The following is a 14,302-nucleotide window of genomic DNA, read 5'->3' on the forward strand; positions in this document are numbered from 1 at the left end:
CGGTGGATTCCCGGATCGCTAACACGCCTGCGCGGCGCGCGCCATATGCGCTGATGCCCCTACCGGGATCAGCTTTGGGCGGCGCGGATCTGCCCCTGCAGCTCGTCGATGACTTTGGCCCACAGCTCAGGTGGTTGCGCCCCGTTGAGCACATGCTGGTTCGCAAGCACGAAGGTCGGAACGCCCGAGACGCCGCGCTGGCGGGCATGGGCGTCACGGGCGCGGATATCCTCGGCATCCGCATCGCCTTCGAGCAGGGTGCGCGTGACCGCTGCATCGAGACCAACCTCCTCGGCCAAACCGCAGAGCACATCGAGATCGCCGATATCCAGCCCCTCGCGGAAATAGGCGGTGAAGAGGCGCGAAACCATGGCGATCTGCCGTCCCTCCAACCCGGCCCAATGGATCAGGCGATGGGCGTCGAGCGTGTTCGGCGTGCGCTTGATCGCGGCGAAGTCAATGTCGAGCCCTGCGGCCTTCGCGGTCTCCTCGATCCGGCCATAGACTTGTGCTGCTCCTTCGGGCCCGCCGAATTTCGCCTCCAGATAGGTGCGCCGCTCCATCCCCTTGCGCGGCATGTCCGGGTTCAGCTGAAACGGGTGCCATTCGATGGTGAACGGGTGGTCCGGCACATCCGCCATCGCACGGTCGAGATAGCTCTTGCCGATATAGCACCAGGGGCAGATCGGGTCGGACAGGATATCAAGCTTGATCATGGGGGGCCTCGAAACCCGCCCGCAACGCGCGGCGGTTCAGTTTTCCATTCCCACCCTTGGGCAGGGTTTCGCGGTGAATGTAAAGGCGCGGTTGCTTGTAGCGCGCCAAGTGTTGCAGGGCCTCTGCGCGCAGGCGGTCCTCTGGCAGGGCCGTGTTCGAGGCGTAAAAGAGCGCGATTACTGTGACGTCCGGCTTGATCTCAACCTCAACCGCAGCGGTCTCGGTGATCTCAGGCAGGGATTGGAACGCACGCTCTACCTCCAGCGGTGAGACCCGGAAGCCTCCCGCATTCATCATGTCATCATCGCGCCCGAGATAGCGCACGGCCCCATCCGCGCCGATTTCAACCATATCGCCTGTGTCGAACCAGTCACCCTGCAGGGGCAGGGTGGGGCGCCCATCCTCGAGATAGCCCAGCATCAATCCCGGATCGCTGCGGTGAATGGCGAGGCGGCCCGGCTTCAAGGGCGGAACGGGTGCGCCCTCGGCACCCAGGGCCGCGATGCGCCGGCCCGGCTGCGCGTAGCCCGCGGTCCCCGGGGGTGCCGGACGTGTCGGGCACCCGGACACGAAGGTGGAGCATTCGGACATGCCGAGCGCCTCGTAGATCTCGGTGCCCATGCGGTCACGCCAGGTCTCGCGGAGGCTGCCGGGCAGGGCTTCGCCCGCCGCAAGCCCGTGGCGCAGGGATGGGAGGGGCGTTAGGGCGTCTGACTTGAGGATCTGACGATAAACTCCCGGTGCCGCGGCGAAAATAGAGGCCTCCGATTGGTGCAACAGCTCCGGCAGGTCCACGGATTGCGTGCCCGCCGCAGGAATGATCGCCGTTGCGCCTATCGCCCACGGATCCATCAACCCGACACCCAGCGTATAGGTCCAGTTGAACGCCCCGGCATGGAGCATCCGATCCTCGGGACCCATCCCGTACCACCCGTCCCACATCATGCGGCGCGCCCAGATCGCGCGATGGGCATGGGCCACGGCGCGCGGCCGCCCTGAGCTGCCAGACGTATAAACGACAAAAGCCAACCGGTTCGGGTCCCCGGGAACCGGTTCAAAACCAGCAATTTGCTCGGCGGATTTAATGTCGTGGATCCGCAGGCTGCGCAGCCCGGTCGGCGCGACGGTCTCGCCATCCCAAACCGACAGGGCGGGTTGCAGATCCCCGGCGATCCAGTCGATCTCTTCCTGCGTCAGCGCGGCAGAGGTCGGCACGGGCACGAGATCTGCGGCCAGACAGGCCAGAAACAAGATCGGAAAGTCGACACTATTGCCCACGCGCATCAGGATCTTGTCGCGCGGCTGGCATCCTTCCTCCAGAAGTGCCGCTGCAGTCTGAAACACGGCGCGGCGCAGGCGATGGTAGCTCCAGCGATCCACCCGCGTGCCGGACCAAAGCTCCAGCGCGGTTTTCGCACTCGGCGCGTTGCCCGGATCCAGCACATAGGCCGCCAGGTTGAACGGCGCAGGGCAGGGTGCAAACGGGTCGATTTGGGGCGTGGAGTTCATGGCTCTGGTGCTAGGCCGCGCGCCGGGCGGTTGCAAGTCGCCGCGCAATTCCGGACAATAGAGCCATGACGAAGCCTGATACCGAACCCAGTTTGATCCGTTTGGCCCGCGAAAGCGGCGACAGCACGCCTGTGGAGCCGTTGAACCTCGGCGTGCGCGTCCGTGAGCTGCGCAAGGCGCGCAACTGGACGCTGGAGCAGGCCGCAGGACAGGCCGGTCTGGCGCGTTCGACCTTGTCGAAGATCGAGAATGGTCAGATGTCGCCAACCTATGAAGCCTTGAAGAAACTGGCCGACGGTTTGGAGATATCAGTCCCGCAGCTCTTCACGCCACCGCGCAAAGCTCAGGTCAATGGCCGGATGTCCGTGACACGCCGCGAGGATGGCGAGCCGCATCCTACGGCGACCTATGAGCACGAATTGCTGGGCGCCAGCCTGACGAAGAAGAACATGCTGCCATACCGGGCTCGGGTGCGCGCGCGAAGCTTCGACGAGTTCGACGGCTGGGTGCGCCATGACGGCGAAGAGTTCCTCTACGTGCTGACCGGCGCGATCCGGCTGATCACCGAGTTCTACGAGCCCGTGGACATGCGCCGCGGCGACAGCGCGTATTACGATGCTTCCATGGGGCACAATGTGATCTCCACGAGCGAGGAGGATGCGAGCATTCTCTGGGTCACGTCTATGGCCTGAAACCGCGGTTGCTCGTTGAGATGGGGCACCCGCATTTCCGCATACGTAAGACCTGTAATCCGTATTATGTAATTAAAATGGATATGCTTTTGCGTAAGGACTGTTTGTTTTATCGCTTTGGTTCAGCACGCTACGGGATCTTTCTGAACCCGCTGTCGCCACGCCCGTCGCTATGAAAACGTCCGCAACCACCCCAAGCTGTCATCGGTCGCGCCCTGAGGCTTGTATTCTGCGCCTAACGGTGTTGACCAACCGAGGCGCGTGACTTCCGCAAAGACATGCGCGTAGTTCAGTTCGCCGTGATCCGGCGCACCACGGTCCGGGACGCTCGCGAATTGGATGTGACCGATGATGTCCTTGAGCGCGTTCAGGCGATGCGTGATGTCGCCCTCCATGAGCTGCACGTGATAGCAATCGAACATCAGCTTCAGATTTGGCGCGTTCACTTCGGCGATGATCGCCTTCGCGTGGTCAGTGGTCTGCAAGAAATAGCCCGCCGCATCATAGCGGTTGAGCGGCTCAATCAGGATTGTGCGCCCGGTTTTGCTTGCAAGATCAACGGCGTAGCGCAGGCTATCAACAAAGCACTCCTGGGCTTGGGGACCATGCGCAAAGCCCGCCATGACATGAACCGCACCGGCATCGATCGCATTGGCGTAAGTGACGGCTTCCTCGATGGCAGCGCGCGCTTCGGCTTCACGTCCTGGCAACGCTGCAAGTCCGTTCTCGCGACCTGCGACGTCTCCACGTCGGGTATTGAGTCCGAGCATGGGCAAGCCGGTCTCCTGGAGCGCCGCCTTGACCTCAGCCGGGTCTGTGTCATAGGGCCAATGGCATTCGACCGCGTCAAATCCCGCCAACTTAGCCGCGTGAATAGCGTCCGGTAGTGGTCTGTCATTCCATAGAAAACCGAGATTGGCGGAGAACTTCATGAATCCCACTCCACATCGAAGGTGGTGACCACATCCGAGATCTGCTCCGGCGTGAGCGCGCGCGGAGCCAAGCCGCGTGTCATCATGGCGAGCTGTGCGGTCGCCTCAAGCTCTTCGATGGCGTTGCAAGCGGCCTCCACATCCTTGCCCGCGACGACCGGACCGTGATTGGCGAGCATCACGGCGCTGCGCTTGCCTGCCAGCCCACGCACCGCATCGCCCATGGCCGGATCGCCCGGCAGAAACAGCGGCAGGAGCTTCACTTTACCCAGCTTCATGATCCCGTAAGGTGTCAGCGGCGGCAGGAAGTTGTCCGGGTCCACATCGGGCATCATCGAGAGCGCCACCGAGTGACAGGAATGCAGATGAACCACAGCGCCCGCGGTGCTGCGCGTGTCATAAAAGGCGGTGTGCAAAGGCATTTCCTTGGTGGGCTTGTCGCCGGAGACCAAGCGCCCCTGCCCGTCAAACCGGCTCAACCGACCGGGATCGAGCCGGCCGAAACTGGTGCCCGTGGGCGAGACCAGCAGCCCGCCATCTTCGGTGCGCGCCGAAATGTTTCCCGTGCTGCCACCGGTCAGTCCGCGGTCGAACATGGATTTCGCAAGCAGACACAGTTGCTCGCGCAGACGCGCCTCGGCGCTCATGATGCGTCCAGTTTCACGAGCGCGTCGGCGAAGAAGCTCTCGGCGCCGAAATTGCCGGACTTCAGAGTGATGGCGATGTCGGACCCGGCGCTCTTTGCAAAGCACCAGGGCACGCCGGGGGCTATTTCCTCGCGAATGTCGAGCCGCGTGACGCCAAGCGCGCTGGTCACGGCTCCGGAGGTTTCGCCGCCGGCTACGACAAACCGGCGCGTGCCTTGGTCCCGTGCGGCGACGGAGATGGCGGCGAGGGCGCGCTCCACGACCTCTCCGGCTTGGGAGACACCCAGTTCGGATTGCGCGCGCCGAACCTCGTCTGGTTCTGCCGTGGCATAGATCAACGGGTTCTGCTCAGGCGCTTGCCCTTTCAGCCAGTTGAGAGCCGCGCCGGGACCGGACTTCGCGAGCTCCAATGGATCGAGTTTATAGCCCGGCGCCTGCGCCAGATAGGCCGCCACTTGCGCACGGGTCATCTGCGAGCAACTGCCCGACAGAACGAGAGCGCCCTCCGGGACGGAGGGCGCGGACCCGCGTTGCGGCGCCCCCTGCCCCTTGGCATAGAGCGCAGGCAGTGGTTGCGCGATGGCACTGCCGCCTGTCAAAAGCGGCATGTCCTGACATGCCTCGGCAATGATCGCGAGATCCGCATCGGCCACCGCATCGACCACCAGATGAGCGACCCCGTTTGAAGCATGCTCCGCCAAGGCCGCCCGGACAGCCTCCGGCCCCTTGGCGACGGTCAGACGATCGATCAGGCCGACTTCGCCGCGCACTTGCGGCGCAAGCAGGCGCATGAGGTTCGCATCCCGCATGGGCGTCAGCGGATGGTCCTTCATCGGGCTCTCATGGAGCGGTTGCTGCCCCACAAAGAGGTTGCCCATGAAGATCGAGCGCCCGTTCTCGGGGAATGCCGGGCAATAGATCGTCTGGCTCGCGCCGAGATCGGCCATCAGGGCCTCGGCCACGGGGCCGATATTGCCCTCGGGCGTTGAATCGAAGGTGGAGCAGTATTTCCAGAAGAAGCGCGACGCGCCCGCGCTCTGCAACCAGCCCAGGGCCGCGCGGCAGCTGGCAATGGCCTCCTCCACCGGTGCGGTGCGGCATTTCAGGGCAATCACCTCGAACTCCGCAGCCGTCTCCGCCTCACTTTCGTCGGGGACCCCGATCCGCAGGCTGACCGCCGCCCCGCTGCGCGCGAGCAACCCCGCCAGATCCGTTGCTCCAGTGAAATCGTCGGCGATACAGCCCAGAACGGCGCCCATCTTGATCCTCCCCTTGGACGCCCGAGCGCCCCCCGCGCGCAGAGTGACATTCACCCGGGCGCTCCACAAGGGGTCAACCGCGCGGAGATCGGCAGTATCCCTCTGGCCGCGTTGCAAAAAACTTAGACTTGGCACGGAAGTCTGTTAACAGGTTAAGATTGAATTTGCGGCGGAACCCCGGACGACACATGCAGATCACGATTCTCAACGGCCCCAACCTGAACCTGCTGGGAACACGTCAGCCGGAAGTCTATGGCTCGACGACCCTGCAGGATATCGAGACCATGTGTGCCGCCAAGGCCGAGGCTCTCGGGGCGAGCATCACCTTTCACCAAAGCAACCATGAGGGCACGCTGGTCGATCTGGTCCATGAGGCTCGGACCACGAGCGCGGGGCTCATCATCAATGCCGGGGCCTATACCCACACATCGATCGCGCTCATGGATGCGGTGGCTTCCGTTGCGCTGCCCTGTATCGAAGTGCATCTGTCGAATATCCATGCGCGCGAGAGCTTCCGCCACACCTCCTACCTGTCGCCGGTGGCGCTGGGGCTGATCTGCGGCTTCGGTGCGAAGGGCTATGAACTGGCATTGGAGGGCTTGGTCGCACATCTGCGGAAGGACCGCTCTTGACGCTGGATCACCTGCAAAAACTGGTGTCTGGGACCTCTGTCGACGCAGTGTGGACACAGCATTGCGCGCAGATGGCGGCCTTCGGCTTCGACCGTCTGCTCTACGGGTATTCGCGGTTGGCCAATGCCGCGTCCTTCGGCGACCGGCAGGATGCGCTGATCCTGAGCAATCACGATCCGGACTATCTCGACCGCTATCTTGCAGAGGATCTTCTGCGGACCGACCCGGTGATCCAATGGGCAGAGGCCTCGGATGGGGCGCTGAGCTGGCGTGAGATTGCGGGACATGACGTCGCAGGCTCGAACGGCGCCGCCCTGCCGCCAATCCAGGCCTTGAACCGCGAGTTCGGCATTGCGGCGGGCTACACGATCAGCTTCCGCAATCTGGCGCACCGGGCCTTTGGCGCGATCAGCCTCACGGGCGCGCCGGGACAGACGCAGCAGGACCTAGACGGGATCTGGGCCGCGCATGGCGCAGAGATCGTTTTGATGAATCGCGTTATGCACCTGACGGTTACGAAGCTTCCCGCCCCGGACTCGAATCGTTTGACCAAACGTCAACGTGAAGTGCTGGAGTGGGTTGCGCAGGGAAAAACAATCCCGGAAATCTGCGTGTTAATAGGTCGAAAACAGGCAACAGTGGAAAAACACTTGCGGCTCGCGCGCGAAGCGATGAACGCACAGACGACGGCGCAGGCTGTGCTAAAGGCTTCTGTTCAAAACCAGATCTTCACCTACCGATAGATCGAATACATGAATTTGACCAATAGGTAAGGTTTTCCACACTTTCGTCACAGAGACGTTGGTGGCAGTGTCGTGATGTTCCGTGAGTGGTGGCTTTAGGCCATGGAGCACGTCCTAGGAGTGGCGGCAGTTATTTATTCGTCACCTGAAGACACGTCGGCTGGGGGGAGAATATTGATCAACTCCGCTCAGCCGACATCTCAATCCGCCCAACTGAGTTAAGTGTCGTGGCTTTGCGTTTGGCATGAAAAAGGGGACCGCAACGGGTCCCCTTCTCGATCTTCGCGATGGGCCTAGGATCAGGCGTTCATCTTGGCGACTTCGGCGGCGAAGTCTTCTTCTTCCTTCTCGATCCCCTCGCCCACTTCGAGGCGCACGAAACCGGTCACTTCCACGCCTGCCTCTTTGGCAGCCGCTTCCACGGTCAGGTCCGGGTTCACCACGAAGGACTGACCCAGCAGGGTCACTTCGGAGAGGAACTTTTTCATCCGGCCGACGATCATCTTCTCGATGACCTGCTCGGGCTTGCCGGATTCGCGGGCCTGCTCGGTCAGAACGTTCTTCTCACGCTCAAGCAGCGCCGGGTCCAGATCCGCCTCGCCGAGGGAGGCCGGGTTGGCCGCCGCCACGTGCATGGCGATCTGCTTGCCGATGCCATTGTCGGTGCCGTTCAGCGCGACGAGCACGCCGATCTTGCCCATGCCCTCGGTGGCCGGGTTGTGGACATAGCTGACAACGCTGTCGCCGGTGACTTTGGCCATGCGACGCACGGACATGTTCTCACCGATCGTCGCGATCTTGGAAGTCAGGACCTCTTCGACGGTGCCACCATCGACGGAGGCGCCCTTCAGGGCCTCGACGCTGTCCACACCCAGGGCAGCCTGAGCAAAGCTCGACACCATGGCCTGGAATTCGGCGTTCTTGGCCACAAAGTCGGTCTCGGCGTTCACTTCCAGTGCCACGGCGGTGCCGCCTTCGACGGCAACGGCCACGAGGCCCTCTGCCGCGGTACGGCCGGATTTCTTGGCAGCCTTGGCGAGGCCCTTGGTGCGCAGCCAGTCCACGGCGGCTTCCATGTCGCCATCATTCTCGGTCAGCGCTTTTTTCGCGTCCATCATGCCGGCGCCGGTCTTGTCGCGCAGCTCTTTTACCAATGCAGCGGTGATCGCCATTTTGGTTTCTCCTGAAATTGATCAACGGGTCGGACCGGGATGTGCCCGGTCCGCATGTCAGTGATGTGACAGGGGCGAGGCCCCGGCCCCTCAGCCTTCGGCGGCTGCGGGCTCTTCGGCGATCGCCTCTTCGACGCTGCCCTCTTCGAGCTCGCCGAGATCAACGCCAGCTGCACCGAGCTGTGCGGACATGCCGTCCAGCGCCGCGCGGGCCACGAGGTCACAATAGAGCGCGATGGCACGGGCCGCGTCATCATTGCCCGGGATCACGTAGTCCACGCCATCGGGGGAGCAGTTCGTGTCCACGACCGCCACAACCGGGATGCCCAGCTTGTTGGCTTCGGCGATGGCCAGGTCTTCTTTCTTGACGTCGATGACGAAGATCAGATCCGGCACGCCACCCATTTCGCGGATACCACCTAGGGAAGCTTGCAGCTTGCCCTGGTCCCGCTCCATGCCGAGGCGCTCTTTCTTGGTCAGGCCTTCAAAGCCCGATTCCATGGCCTCATCGATGGACTTGAGACGCCCGATGGAGTTGGACACGGTTTTCCAGTTGGTCAGCGTGCCACCCAGCCAGCGGTGGTTCATGTAATACTGTGCACAGCGCTCGGCGGCTTCGGCGATCGGCTTCTGGGCCTGACGCTTGGTGCCGACGAAGAGAACACGACCGCCTTTGGCGACGGTGTCGCGCACGGCTTGCAGCGCCTGGTCCAGCATCGGGACGGTCTGCGTCAGGTCGAGGATGTGGATCCCATTGCGGTCGCCGTAGATATACGGGCCCATGCGGGGGTTCCAACGCTGGGTCTGGTGACCAAAGTGCACGCCTGCCTCAAGCAGCTGGCGAATTGTAAAATCGGGAAGCGCCATTCCAAAGTTCCTTTCCGGTTTGCGCCTGAGAGGGACCATAGAGCAGATGCTCAACCGGCGGACGTCTTGAGGATGTCTCCCTCAAGGGCCCAAGCCCCTCCTGTGAAGTGCGCGTGCTTTACGGCGGTCTGGCCGGGATTGCAACCCCTGCCAGAGTTGGGCGATCATTCGCTCCGTCAGACCATGACCGCTTGCCAAGGAGAGACCATGCCCCTGCCCTCATTTCTCGATGCCCTGCCCGCTCTGGATCTGCCTTTTCCGGACGATGTTGTCACCACCAATGTGGTGCGTTCGGAGACAGCACTCGTCGTGTTCTTCCGGTTTCATCAGGATGTGGAGCTGCCTCCGCACAGCCACAAGGGCCAATGGGGCAGTGTCCTCGAAGGGTCCGTCACGCTGACAATGAACGGCGAGACCCGCACCTATGGTCCCGGCGAGAGCTATGACATTCCCTCGGGCATGGAACATGCGGTCAAGGTCACTGCGGGCACCGTGGCTGTGGACATGTTCGAAGAGCCGGATCGCTACCCGCTCCGGGGCTGAGGCGCATCTGCTCTCTGGACCCGGCCCGCGCGGTGTGAAAGAGCTTGGCCATGGCACATTCTCCTGACGTTCTCTGCATTGGCGCGGTCCTGTGGGACACGGTCGGCCATGCCCCCATCAAGATGAAATCCGGCTATGACGTGCCGGGCCTGATCCGGCGCGTGCCGGGGGGCGTGGCGATGAATATCGCGATGACGCTCTGTCGGTTTGACCTGCTCCCCGCGCTCCTGTCGGCGGTGGGCACGGATGCCGAGGGCGATGAGCTTCTGTCCCGGGCGGGCGAGATGGGCATGATCACCGAGCATGTCTATCGCAGCGACCGGCCCACGGATCGCTACATGGCGATTGAGGGCAGCAACGGGCTCATCGCGGCCATTGCCGACGCCCATTCGCTGGAGGATGCGGGCGACGCGATCCTGACCCCGCTTGCCGATGGCCGTCTTGGCTCGGCGGAGCAGCCCTGGCGCGGGATGGTGGCGCTGGACGGCAACCTGACCGATGAGATGTTGAACGACATCGCACGCAGTCCGCTCTTTGCCCGGGCGGATCTGCGGGTGGCCCCGGCCTCCCCGGGCAAGGCCAAGCGGCTTTTGCCTTTCCTGTCCGCCTCGGACGCGACGCTCCATGTGAACCTGATTGAGGCCAATCTGATCTCGGACCACCCGAGCCAGACGACCCAGCAGGCGGCTTCGATCCTCTTGGGCATGGGGGCGCACCGGGTCGTGATCACCGATGGGGCGAACCCGGCGACGGATGCCTCTGCGCGCCACTCCTTTACTGTCGCTCCGCCCCCCGTGCCCGTGCGCCGGGTGACCGGCGCGGGCGATACCTTCATGGCCGGTCACATGGCCGCCGAGATCGCCGGGGCCGACCCGGAGACTGCCCTTGCCGCCGCGGTGGACGCCGCCGCGCGCTATATCTCGCAATCGGAGACTGAGACCGAATGACCCCCCGCTACGCTCCCGAGGTCGCCGAGGCCCGGGCCGAAGGGCGCCCCATGGTGGCGCTCGAGTCCACCATCATCACCCATGGCATGCCCTATCCCCAAAACCTCGAGACCGCGCAGCAGGTCGAGGCGGATATCCGCGCCGCCGGAGCCGTGCCCGCGACCATCGCCGTGCTCGAAGGGCAGCTCCATGTGGGCCTGACCGAGGCCGAATTGTCGACCCTGGCCCAGGCGCAAGACGTGCTCAAGCTCAGCCGCGCGGATCTGGCCTATGCGCTGGCCACCGGGCGCACCGGCGCGACCACCGTCGCGTCGACCATGATCGCCGCCCATATGGCCGGGATCGCGGTCTTTGCCACGGGCGGGATTGGCGGCGTGCATCGCGGGGCGGAGACAAGCTTTGACGTCTCTGCGGATCTCTATGAGCTCGCTCGCACCCCCGTGGCCGTGGTGGCCGCCGGGGCCAAGGCGATCCTTGATCTGCCCAAGACGCTGGAGCTTTTGGAGAGCCTCGGCGTGCCCGTGCTCTGCAACGGGACGGACAGCTTCCCGGCCTTCTGGATGCGCGAAAGCACCCTGCCCGCGCCTCTGCGCGTCGAGAGCGCGACCGAGATCGCCGCCTGCATCGCGACCCGGGCGGCGCTTGGCCTCAAGGGCGGTCACCTGATCGCCAACCCGATCCCGGAGGCGGACGCCCTACCCGAGGATCAGATCCTGCCGGTGATCGAGGCCGCACTCTCCGAGGCCGACGCCCAGGGCATCGCCGCCAAGGATGTGACGCCCTTCCTCCTTGGTCGGATCTTTGAAGCCACCGAGGGCCGCTCCCTCACGGCGAATATCGCGCTTGTGCGCAACAACGCCCGGCTCGGCGCAGAGATTGCCTCCGCATTGGTCGCCACGCGCTGAAAAGCGGCTCAACGTCGCGGAGCGGCGCAAGTCTGGGCAGTGCGCGCTTGTGTGCGCCCCCTCTGCCGCCTAGATACAACCCGACCGACCCCGTGAGAGCTGGTGCCCGTGAAACTCGATCCCGATCCACGCCAAGTGCCGAAACGCGGCATCTTTGCCCGGCTGCGCGCGAACTTCCTGACCGGACTGATCGTGATTGCCCCCATCGCGGTGACGGTGTGGCTGGTCTGGTCCGTGGTCGGCCTGATCGACAGCTGGGTGCTGCCTTTTGTGCCCGCGCGCTACAACCCGGTCTTGCTGATCAAGGAGTATTTTGACGTCACCGTGGACATCCGCGGCGTGGGCGTCGTGTTCTTCCTGCTCTTCACGCTGATCATCGGCTGGCTGGCCAAGGGCCTCTTGGGCCGGTCCGTGATCCGCTGGACCGAAGGGCTGGTGACGCAGATGCCGGTGGTGCGCTCGGTCTATGGCGGGATGAAGCAGATCGCCGAGACGGTGCTGGCCTCGGGCAGCACGTCCTTCGACAAGGCCTGTCTTGTGGAGTATCCGCGTCGGAACATCTGGGCGATCGCCTTCATCTCGACCTCCGCCAAAGGGGAGATTGCGGCCAAGGGCGAGGATGAGATGATCTCGGTCTTTTTGCCGACCACGCCAAACCCGACCTCGGGCTTTTTGCTGTTCGTGCCGAAACGCGATGTGAAAGTGCTGGATATGTCCGTGGAGGATGCGGCGAAGCTCGTGATCTCCGCCGGTCTGGTCTATCCAGACACGGACCCCAAGAAGGTCCGCGAACAAGCCTGGATCAAATCGATCTGATCCCACAAATGGGCGGAGCGGGTCAGTTCCCCGCCGATTTCGACCACCACACATCCGGCTGAAACCCGATGAAATCGCCATAGGCGGGCAAGGCCTCGGGATAGGTGAGGTCCGCGTCATGGGCGATGCGCGACACTTGGCTGTACCAGATCGGGATCACATAGCGCCCGGCGGTCAGCACCCGGTCGAGGGCGCGCACCGCAGCGACGTAGTCCTCATGGCTCTCGGAGTTCAGCATGGCATCGATCATCGCCTCTACCGCCGGATCCGAGATGCCCATCCAATTGCGCGTGCCGGGCGTCTCGACCCCGTCCGCGCCCCAGTAGAGCCGCTGTTCATTCCCGGGGCTCAGGGACAGACCGCGCCGGTAATAGGTCATGTCGAAATCATAGGCATCCGTGCGCTCGCGATACTGAGCGCTGTCCACGGTGGCGGTGGTGATCTCGATCCCCAGACGCTCCAGCGCCTTGGCGTAGATATTGATCATGGACTGCACTTCGGAGCTGCCTTGCGCGACCAGGATCTCAAAAGTCATGGGCGTGCCATCGGGGCGGGTCATGACACCTTGCTCGATCGTATAGCCCGCCTCCTCCATCAGGCGCAGAGCTTTACGGATGTTGCGCCGGTTCGCCTCGGACCCGTCCGAGACCGGCAAGCTGTACCCCTCCAGCGTGCCGGGGATCAGCGTCTCGGCAAAGGGCTCGAGCAGCTCGGCGACGCGCCCTTCCGCCGGTCCCTCGCGCATGCCGAGCTCGGAGTTCGAGAAGTAAGAAGTCGCACGCGGCTCCTCCCCGCCATTGAGCGTGTTGTTCATCAGCTCGAAATTGAAGGCGTGGATCATGGCCGAGCGCACGCGCCAATCGGCAAAATCCCCGTCGCGGGTGTTCATGGCAAAGCCGATGATGCCCGAGGGGCGCTCATGGGGGATGAGGGATTTGACCATCTCGCCCGAGCGGATCGCCGGGAAATCGTATTGCTGATCCCATTTCGCGGCATTGGTCTCGCGGATCGTGGTGATCAACCCGCCCTTGAACGCCTCGAACATCACGCCCGCATCGCCAAAGAACTCCATCCGGATCTCATCGAGGTTCTGGGTCCCCCGGCGATAAGGCACGTCATGGCCCCAATACCCCGGGTCCCGGCGCAGGGTCAGATAGCGCCCGGCCTCAAAGCTGTCGATGATATAGGGCGCGCTGGTGATCGGGATTTCGTCGAGACCGGATTCTGCGAAATCCTTCCCCTCCCATTGGGCCTTTTTCAGCACCGGGCGCATGCCCATGATCAGCGCAAGCTCCCGGTTCGGCTCGACAAAGGTGAAGCGCAGGGTGCGCGCGCCCACAGCCTCCGCCGAGGCGACCTGTGTCCAGGCGCCGAGATAGCGCGGATGCCCGACCGTGCCGAGGGTCTCATAGGACCAGAGCACATCCTCCACCGTGACCGGGCTGCCATCGGAGAATCGCGCCTCGGGTCGCAAGGTGTATTCCACCCAGAGCCCCTCGGGATCCGCCTCCACCGATTCGGCGAGAAGCCCATAGAGCGCAAAGGGTTCGTCGTAGGAGCGGCCCATCAGGCTCTCATAGGCCAGAAATCGCAATTGCCATGGGACACGACCCTTGCGGATATGGGGATTGAGGCTGTCAAAGCTGCCAACCTCGCCGGTGACGATCCGCCCGCCCTTCGGCGCGTCCGGATTGGCATAGGGCAGAGACACAAAATCCGGTGGAAGCGCCGGGTCACCATACATAGCGATGCCATGCTGAGGCTCCGCCCGGGCCATGCTGGCCACTGTGATCACGCAGCCGCAAAGGAGCGCCCCCAGTCGTTTTGTCGCGCCGAACCGTTTCATGACCTGCTCTGATCCCCATCTCTAGGTGTGGTTTGTTTCAAACCGTAGCGATGCCCAAGGGGCGCTGCAAACTTT

General features: G+C 63.5%; 15 protein-coding genes. 7 read left to right on the forward strand and 8 right to left on the reverse strand.

Annotated features, from left to right (window positions below):
• Positions 1 to 68 precede the first annotated feature (68 nt).
• Positions 69 to 716 (reverse strand): DsbA family oxidoreductase, encoded by a 648-nt coding sequence (locus ACP153_RS06105; protein WP_424970095.1) that lies wholly within the window; start codon positions 714 to 716, stop codon positions 69 to 71.
• Positions 703 to 2,226, reverse strand: a complete 1,524-nt coding sequence (locus ACP153_RS06110) for a class I adenylate-forming enzyme family protein (RefSeq protein WP_424970096.1) — start codon at positions 2,224 to 2,226, stop codon at positions 703 to 705. The genes ACP153_RS06105 and ACP153_RS06110 overlap by 14 nt, the downstream gene beginning before the upstream one ends.
• A 65-nt stretch (positions 2,227 to 2,291) precedes the next feature.
• Between ACP153_RS06110 and ACP153_RS06115 the strand changes: the two genes are divergently transcribed.
• On the forward strand, positions 2,292 to 2,918 hold the full coding sequence (locus ACP153_RS06115) for a helix-turn-helix domain-containing protein (RefSeq protein WP_424970097.1): 627 nt from the start codon (positions 2,292 to 2,294) through the stop codon (positions 2,916 to 2,918).
• Positions 2,919 to 3,088: 170 nt separating this feature from the next.
• On the opposite strand, the gene ACP153_RS06120 is transcribed toward ACP153_RS06115, so the two are convergent.
• Genes ACP153_RS06120 through otnK form a run of 3 tightly spaced genes read right to left on the reverse strand, consistent with a single transcriptional unit; the run spans position 3,089 to position 5,756 of the window.
• Positions 3,089 to 3,850 (reverse strand): hydroxypyruvate isomerase family protein, encoded by a 762-nt coding sequence (locus ACP153_RS06120; RefSeq protein WP_424970098.1) that lies wholly within the window; start codon positions 3,848 to 3,850, stop codon positions 3,089 to 3,091.
• Positions 3,847 to 4,497, reverse strand: coding sequence for an aldolase (locus ACP153_RS06125; RefSeq protein WP_424970099.1), 651 nt, complete (start codon positions 4,495 to 4,497; stop codon positions 3,847 to 3,849). The genes ACP153_RS06120 and ACP153_RS06125 overlap by 4 nt, the downstream gene beginning before the upstream one ends.
• Positions 4,494 to 5,756, reverse strand: coding sequence for a 3-oxo-tetronate kinase (gene otnK / locus ACP153_RS06130; protein WP_424970100.1), 1,263 nt, complete (start codon positions 5,754 to 5,756; stop codon positions 4,494 to 4,496). The genes ACP153_RS06125 and otnK overlap by 4 nt, the downstream gene beginning before the upstream one ends.
• Before the next feature lie 188 nt (positions 5,757 to 5,944).
• Between otnK and aroQ the strand changes: the two genes are divergently transcribed.
• Both aroQ and ACP153_RS06140 read left to right on the forward strand, forming a co-directional pair.
• Positions 5,945 to 6,388 carry a type II 3-dehydroquinate dehydratase gene (aroQ, locus tag ACP153_RS06135; protein WP_424970101.1) on the forward strand — a complete coding sequence of 148 codons (444 nt, stop codon included), beginning with the start codon at positions 5,945 to 5,947 and terminating at the stop codon, positions 6,386 to 6,388.
• A complete protein-coding gene (locus ACP153_RS06140) occupies positions 6,385 to 7,131 on the forward strand; it encodes a LuxR family transcriptional regulator (protein WP_424970102.1) in 747 nt (248 codons plus the stop codon). The genes aroQ and ACP153_RS06140 overlap by 4 nt, the downstream gene beginning before the upstream one ends.
• A gap of 299 nt (positions 7,132 to 7,430) precedes the next feature.
• On the opposite strand, the gene tsf is transcribed toward ACP153_RS06140, so the two are convergent.
• Both tsf and rpsB read right to left on the reverse strand, forming a co-directional pair.
• Positions 7,431 to 8,303 (reverse strand): translation elongation factor Ts, encoded by an 873-nt coding sequence (tsf, locus tag ACP153_RS06145; protein WP_424970103.1) that lies wholly within the window; start codon positions 8,301 to 8,303, stop codon positions 7,431 to 7,433.
• Positions 8,304 to 8,393: 90 nt separating this feature from the next.
• Positions 8,394 to 9,170, reverse strand: coding sequence for a 30S ribosomal protein S2 (gene rpsB / locus ACP153_RS06150; RefSeq protein ID WP_424967420.1), 777 nt, complete (start codon positions 9,168 to 9,170; stop codon positions 8,394 to 8,396).
• Positions 9,171 to 9,377: 207 nt separating this feature from the next.
• Between rpsB and ACP153_RS06155 the strand changes: the two genes are divergently transcribed.
• The 4 genes from ACP153_RS06155 to ACP153_RS06170 all read left to right on the forward strand — a co-directional run bounded on the left by ACP153_RS06155 (position 9,378) and on the right by ACP153_RS06170 (position 12,381).
• A complete protein-coding gene (locus ACP153_RS06155) occupies positions 9,378 to 9,713 on the forward strand; it encodes a cupin domain-containing protein (protein WP_424970104.1) in 336 nt (111 codons plus the stop codon).
• Positions 9,714 to 9,763: 50 nt separating this feature from the next.
• Positions 9,764 to 10,660: a PfkB family carbohydrate kinase gene (locus tag ACP153_RS06160; RefSeq protein WP_424970105.1), complete on the forward strand. Its 897-nt coding sequence runs from the start codon at positions 9,764 to 9,766 to the stop codon at positions 10,658 to 10,660.
• Entirely contained in the window at positions 10,657 to 11,565 is a 909-nt protein-coding gene (locus tag ACP153_RS06165; protein ID WP_424970106.1) for a pseudouridine-5'-phosphate glycosidase, read from the forward strand. The genes ACP153_RS06160 and ACP153_RS06165 overlap by 4 nt, the downstream gene beginning before the upstream one ends.
• A gap of 108 nt (positions 11,566 to 11,673) precedes the next feature.
• Positions 11,674 to 12,381 carry a DUF502 domain-containing protein gene (locus ACP153_RS06170; protein WP_424970107.1) on the forward strand — a complete coding sequence of 236 codons (708 nt, stop codon included), beginning with the start codon at positions 11,674 to 11,676 and terminating at the stop codon, positions 12,379 to 12,381.
• A gap of 22 nt (positions 12,382 to 12,403) precedes the next feature.
• Here the strand turns inward: ACP153_RS06170 and ACP153_RS06175 are convergent, their stop codons facing one another.
• Positions 12,404 to 14,227, reverse strand: coding sequence for an extracellular solute-binding protein (locus tag ACP153_RS06175; protein ID WP_424970108.1), 1,824 nt, complete (start codon positions 14,225 to 14,227; stop codon positions 12,404 to 12,406).
• Positions 14,228 to 14,302 lie beyond the last annotated feature (75 nt).

Source organism: Dinoroseobacter sp. S76 (genome assembly GCF_049801095.1).
Classification (GTDB): domain Bacteria; phylum Pseudomonadota; class Alphaproteobacteria; order Rhodobacterales; family Rhodobacteraceae; genus Dinoroseobacter.

Coding starts and splice junctions, on each gene's coding strand:
- ACP153_RS06110 (WP_424970096.1), bottom strand. CDS start 2,226: ATGAACTCCACGCCCCAAATCGACCCGTTTGCACCCTGCCCTGCGCCG.
- otnK (WP_424970100.1), bottom strand. CDS start 5,756: ATGGGCGCCGTTCTGGGCTGTATCGCCGACGATTTCACTGGAGCAACG.
- rpsB (WP_424967420.1), bottom strand. CDS start 9,170: ATGGCGCTTCCCGATTTTACAATTCGCCAGCTGCTTGAGGCAGGCGTG.
- ACP153_RS06160 (WP_424970105.1), top strand. CDS start 9,764: ATGGCACATTCTCCTGACGTTCTCTGCATTGGCGCGGTCCTGTGGGAC.
- ACP153_RS06125 (WP_424970099.1), bottom strand. CDS start 4,497: ATGAGCGCCGAGGCGCGTCTGCGCGAGCAACTGTGTCTGCTTGCGAAA.
- ACP153_RS06115 (WP_424970097.1), top strand. CDS start 2,292: ATGACGAAGCCTGATACCGAACCCAGTTTGATCCGTTTGGCCCGCGAA.
- tsf (WP_424970103.1), bottom strand. CDS start 8,303: ATGGCGATCACCGCTGCATTGGTAAAAGAGCTGCGCGACAAGACCGGC.
- ACP153_RS06155 (WP_424970104.1), top strand. CDS start 9,378: ATGCCCCTGCCCTCATTTCTCGATGCCCTGCCCGCTCTGGATCTGCCT.
- aroQ (WP_424970101.1), top strand. CDS start 5,945: ATGCAGATCACGATTCTCAACGGCCCCAACCTGAACCTGCTGGGAACA.
- ACP153_RS06165 (WP_424970106.1), top strand. CDS start 10,657: ATGACCCCCCGCTACGCTCCCGAGGTCGCCGAGGCCCGGGCCGAAGGG.
- ACP153_RS06105 (WP_424970095.1), bottom strand. CDS start 716: ATGATCAAGCTTGATATCCTGTCCGACCCGATCTGCCCCTGGTGCTAT.
- ACP153_RS06175 (WP_424970108.1), bottom strand. CDS start 14,227: ATGAAACGGTTCGGCGCGACAAAACGACTGGGGGCGCTCCTTTGCGGC.
- ACP153_RS06120 (WP_424970098.1), bottom strand. CDS start 3,850: ATGAAGTTCTCCGCCAATCTCGGTTTTCTATGGAATGACAGACCACTA.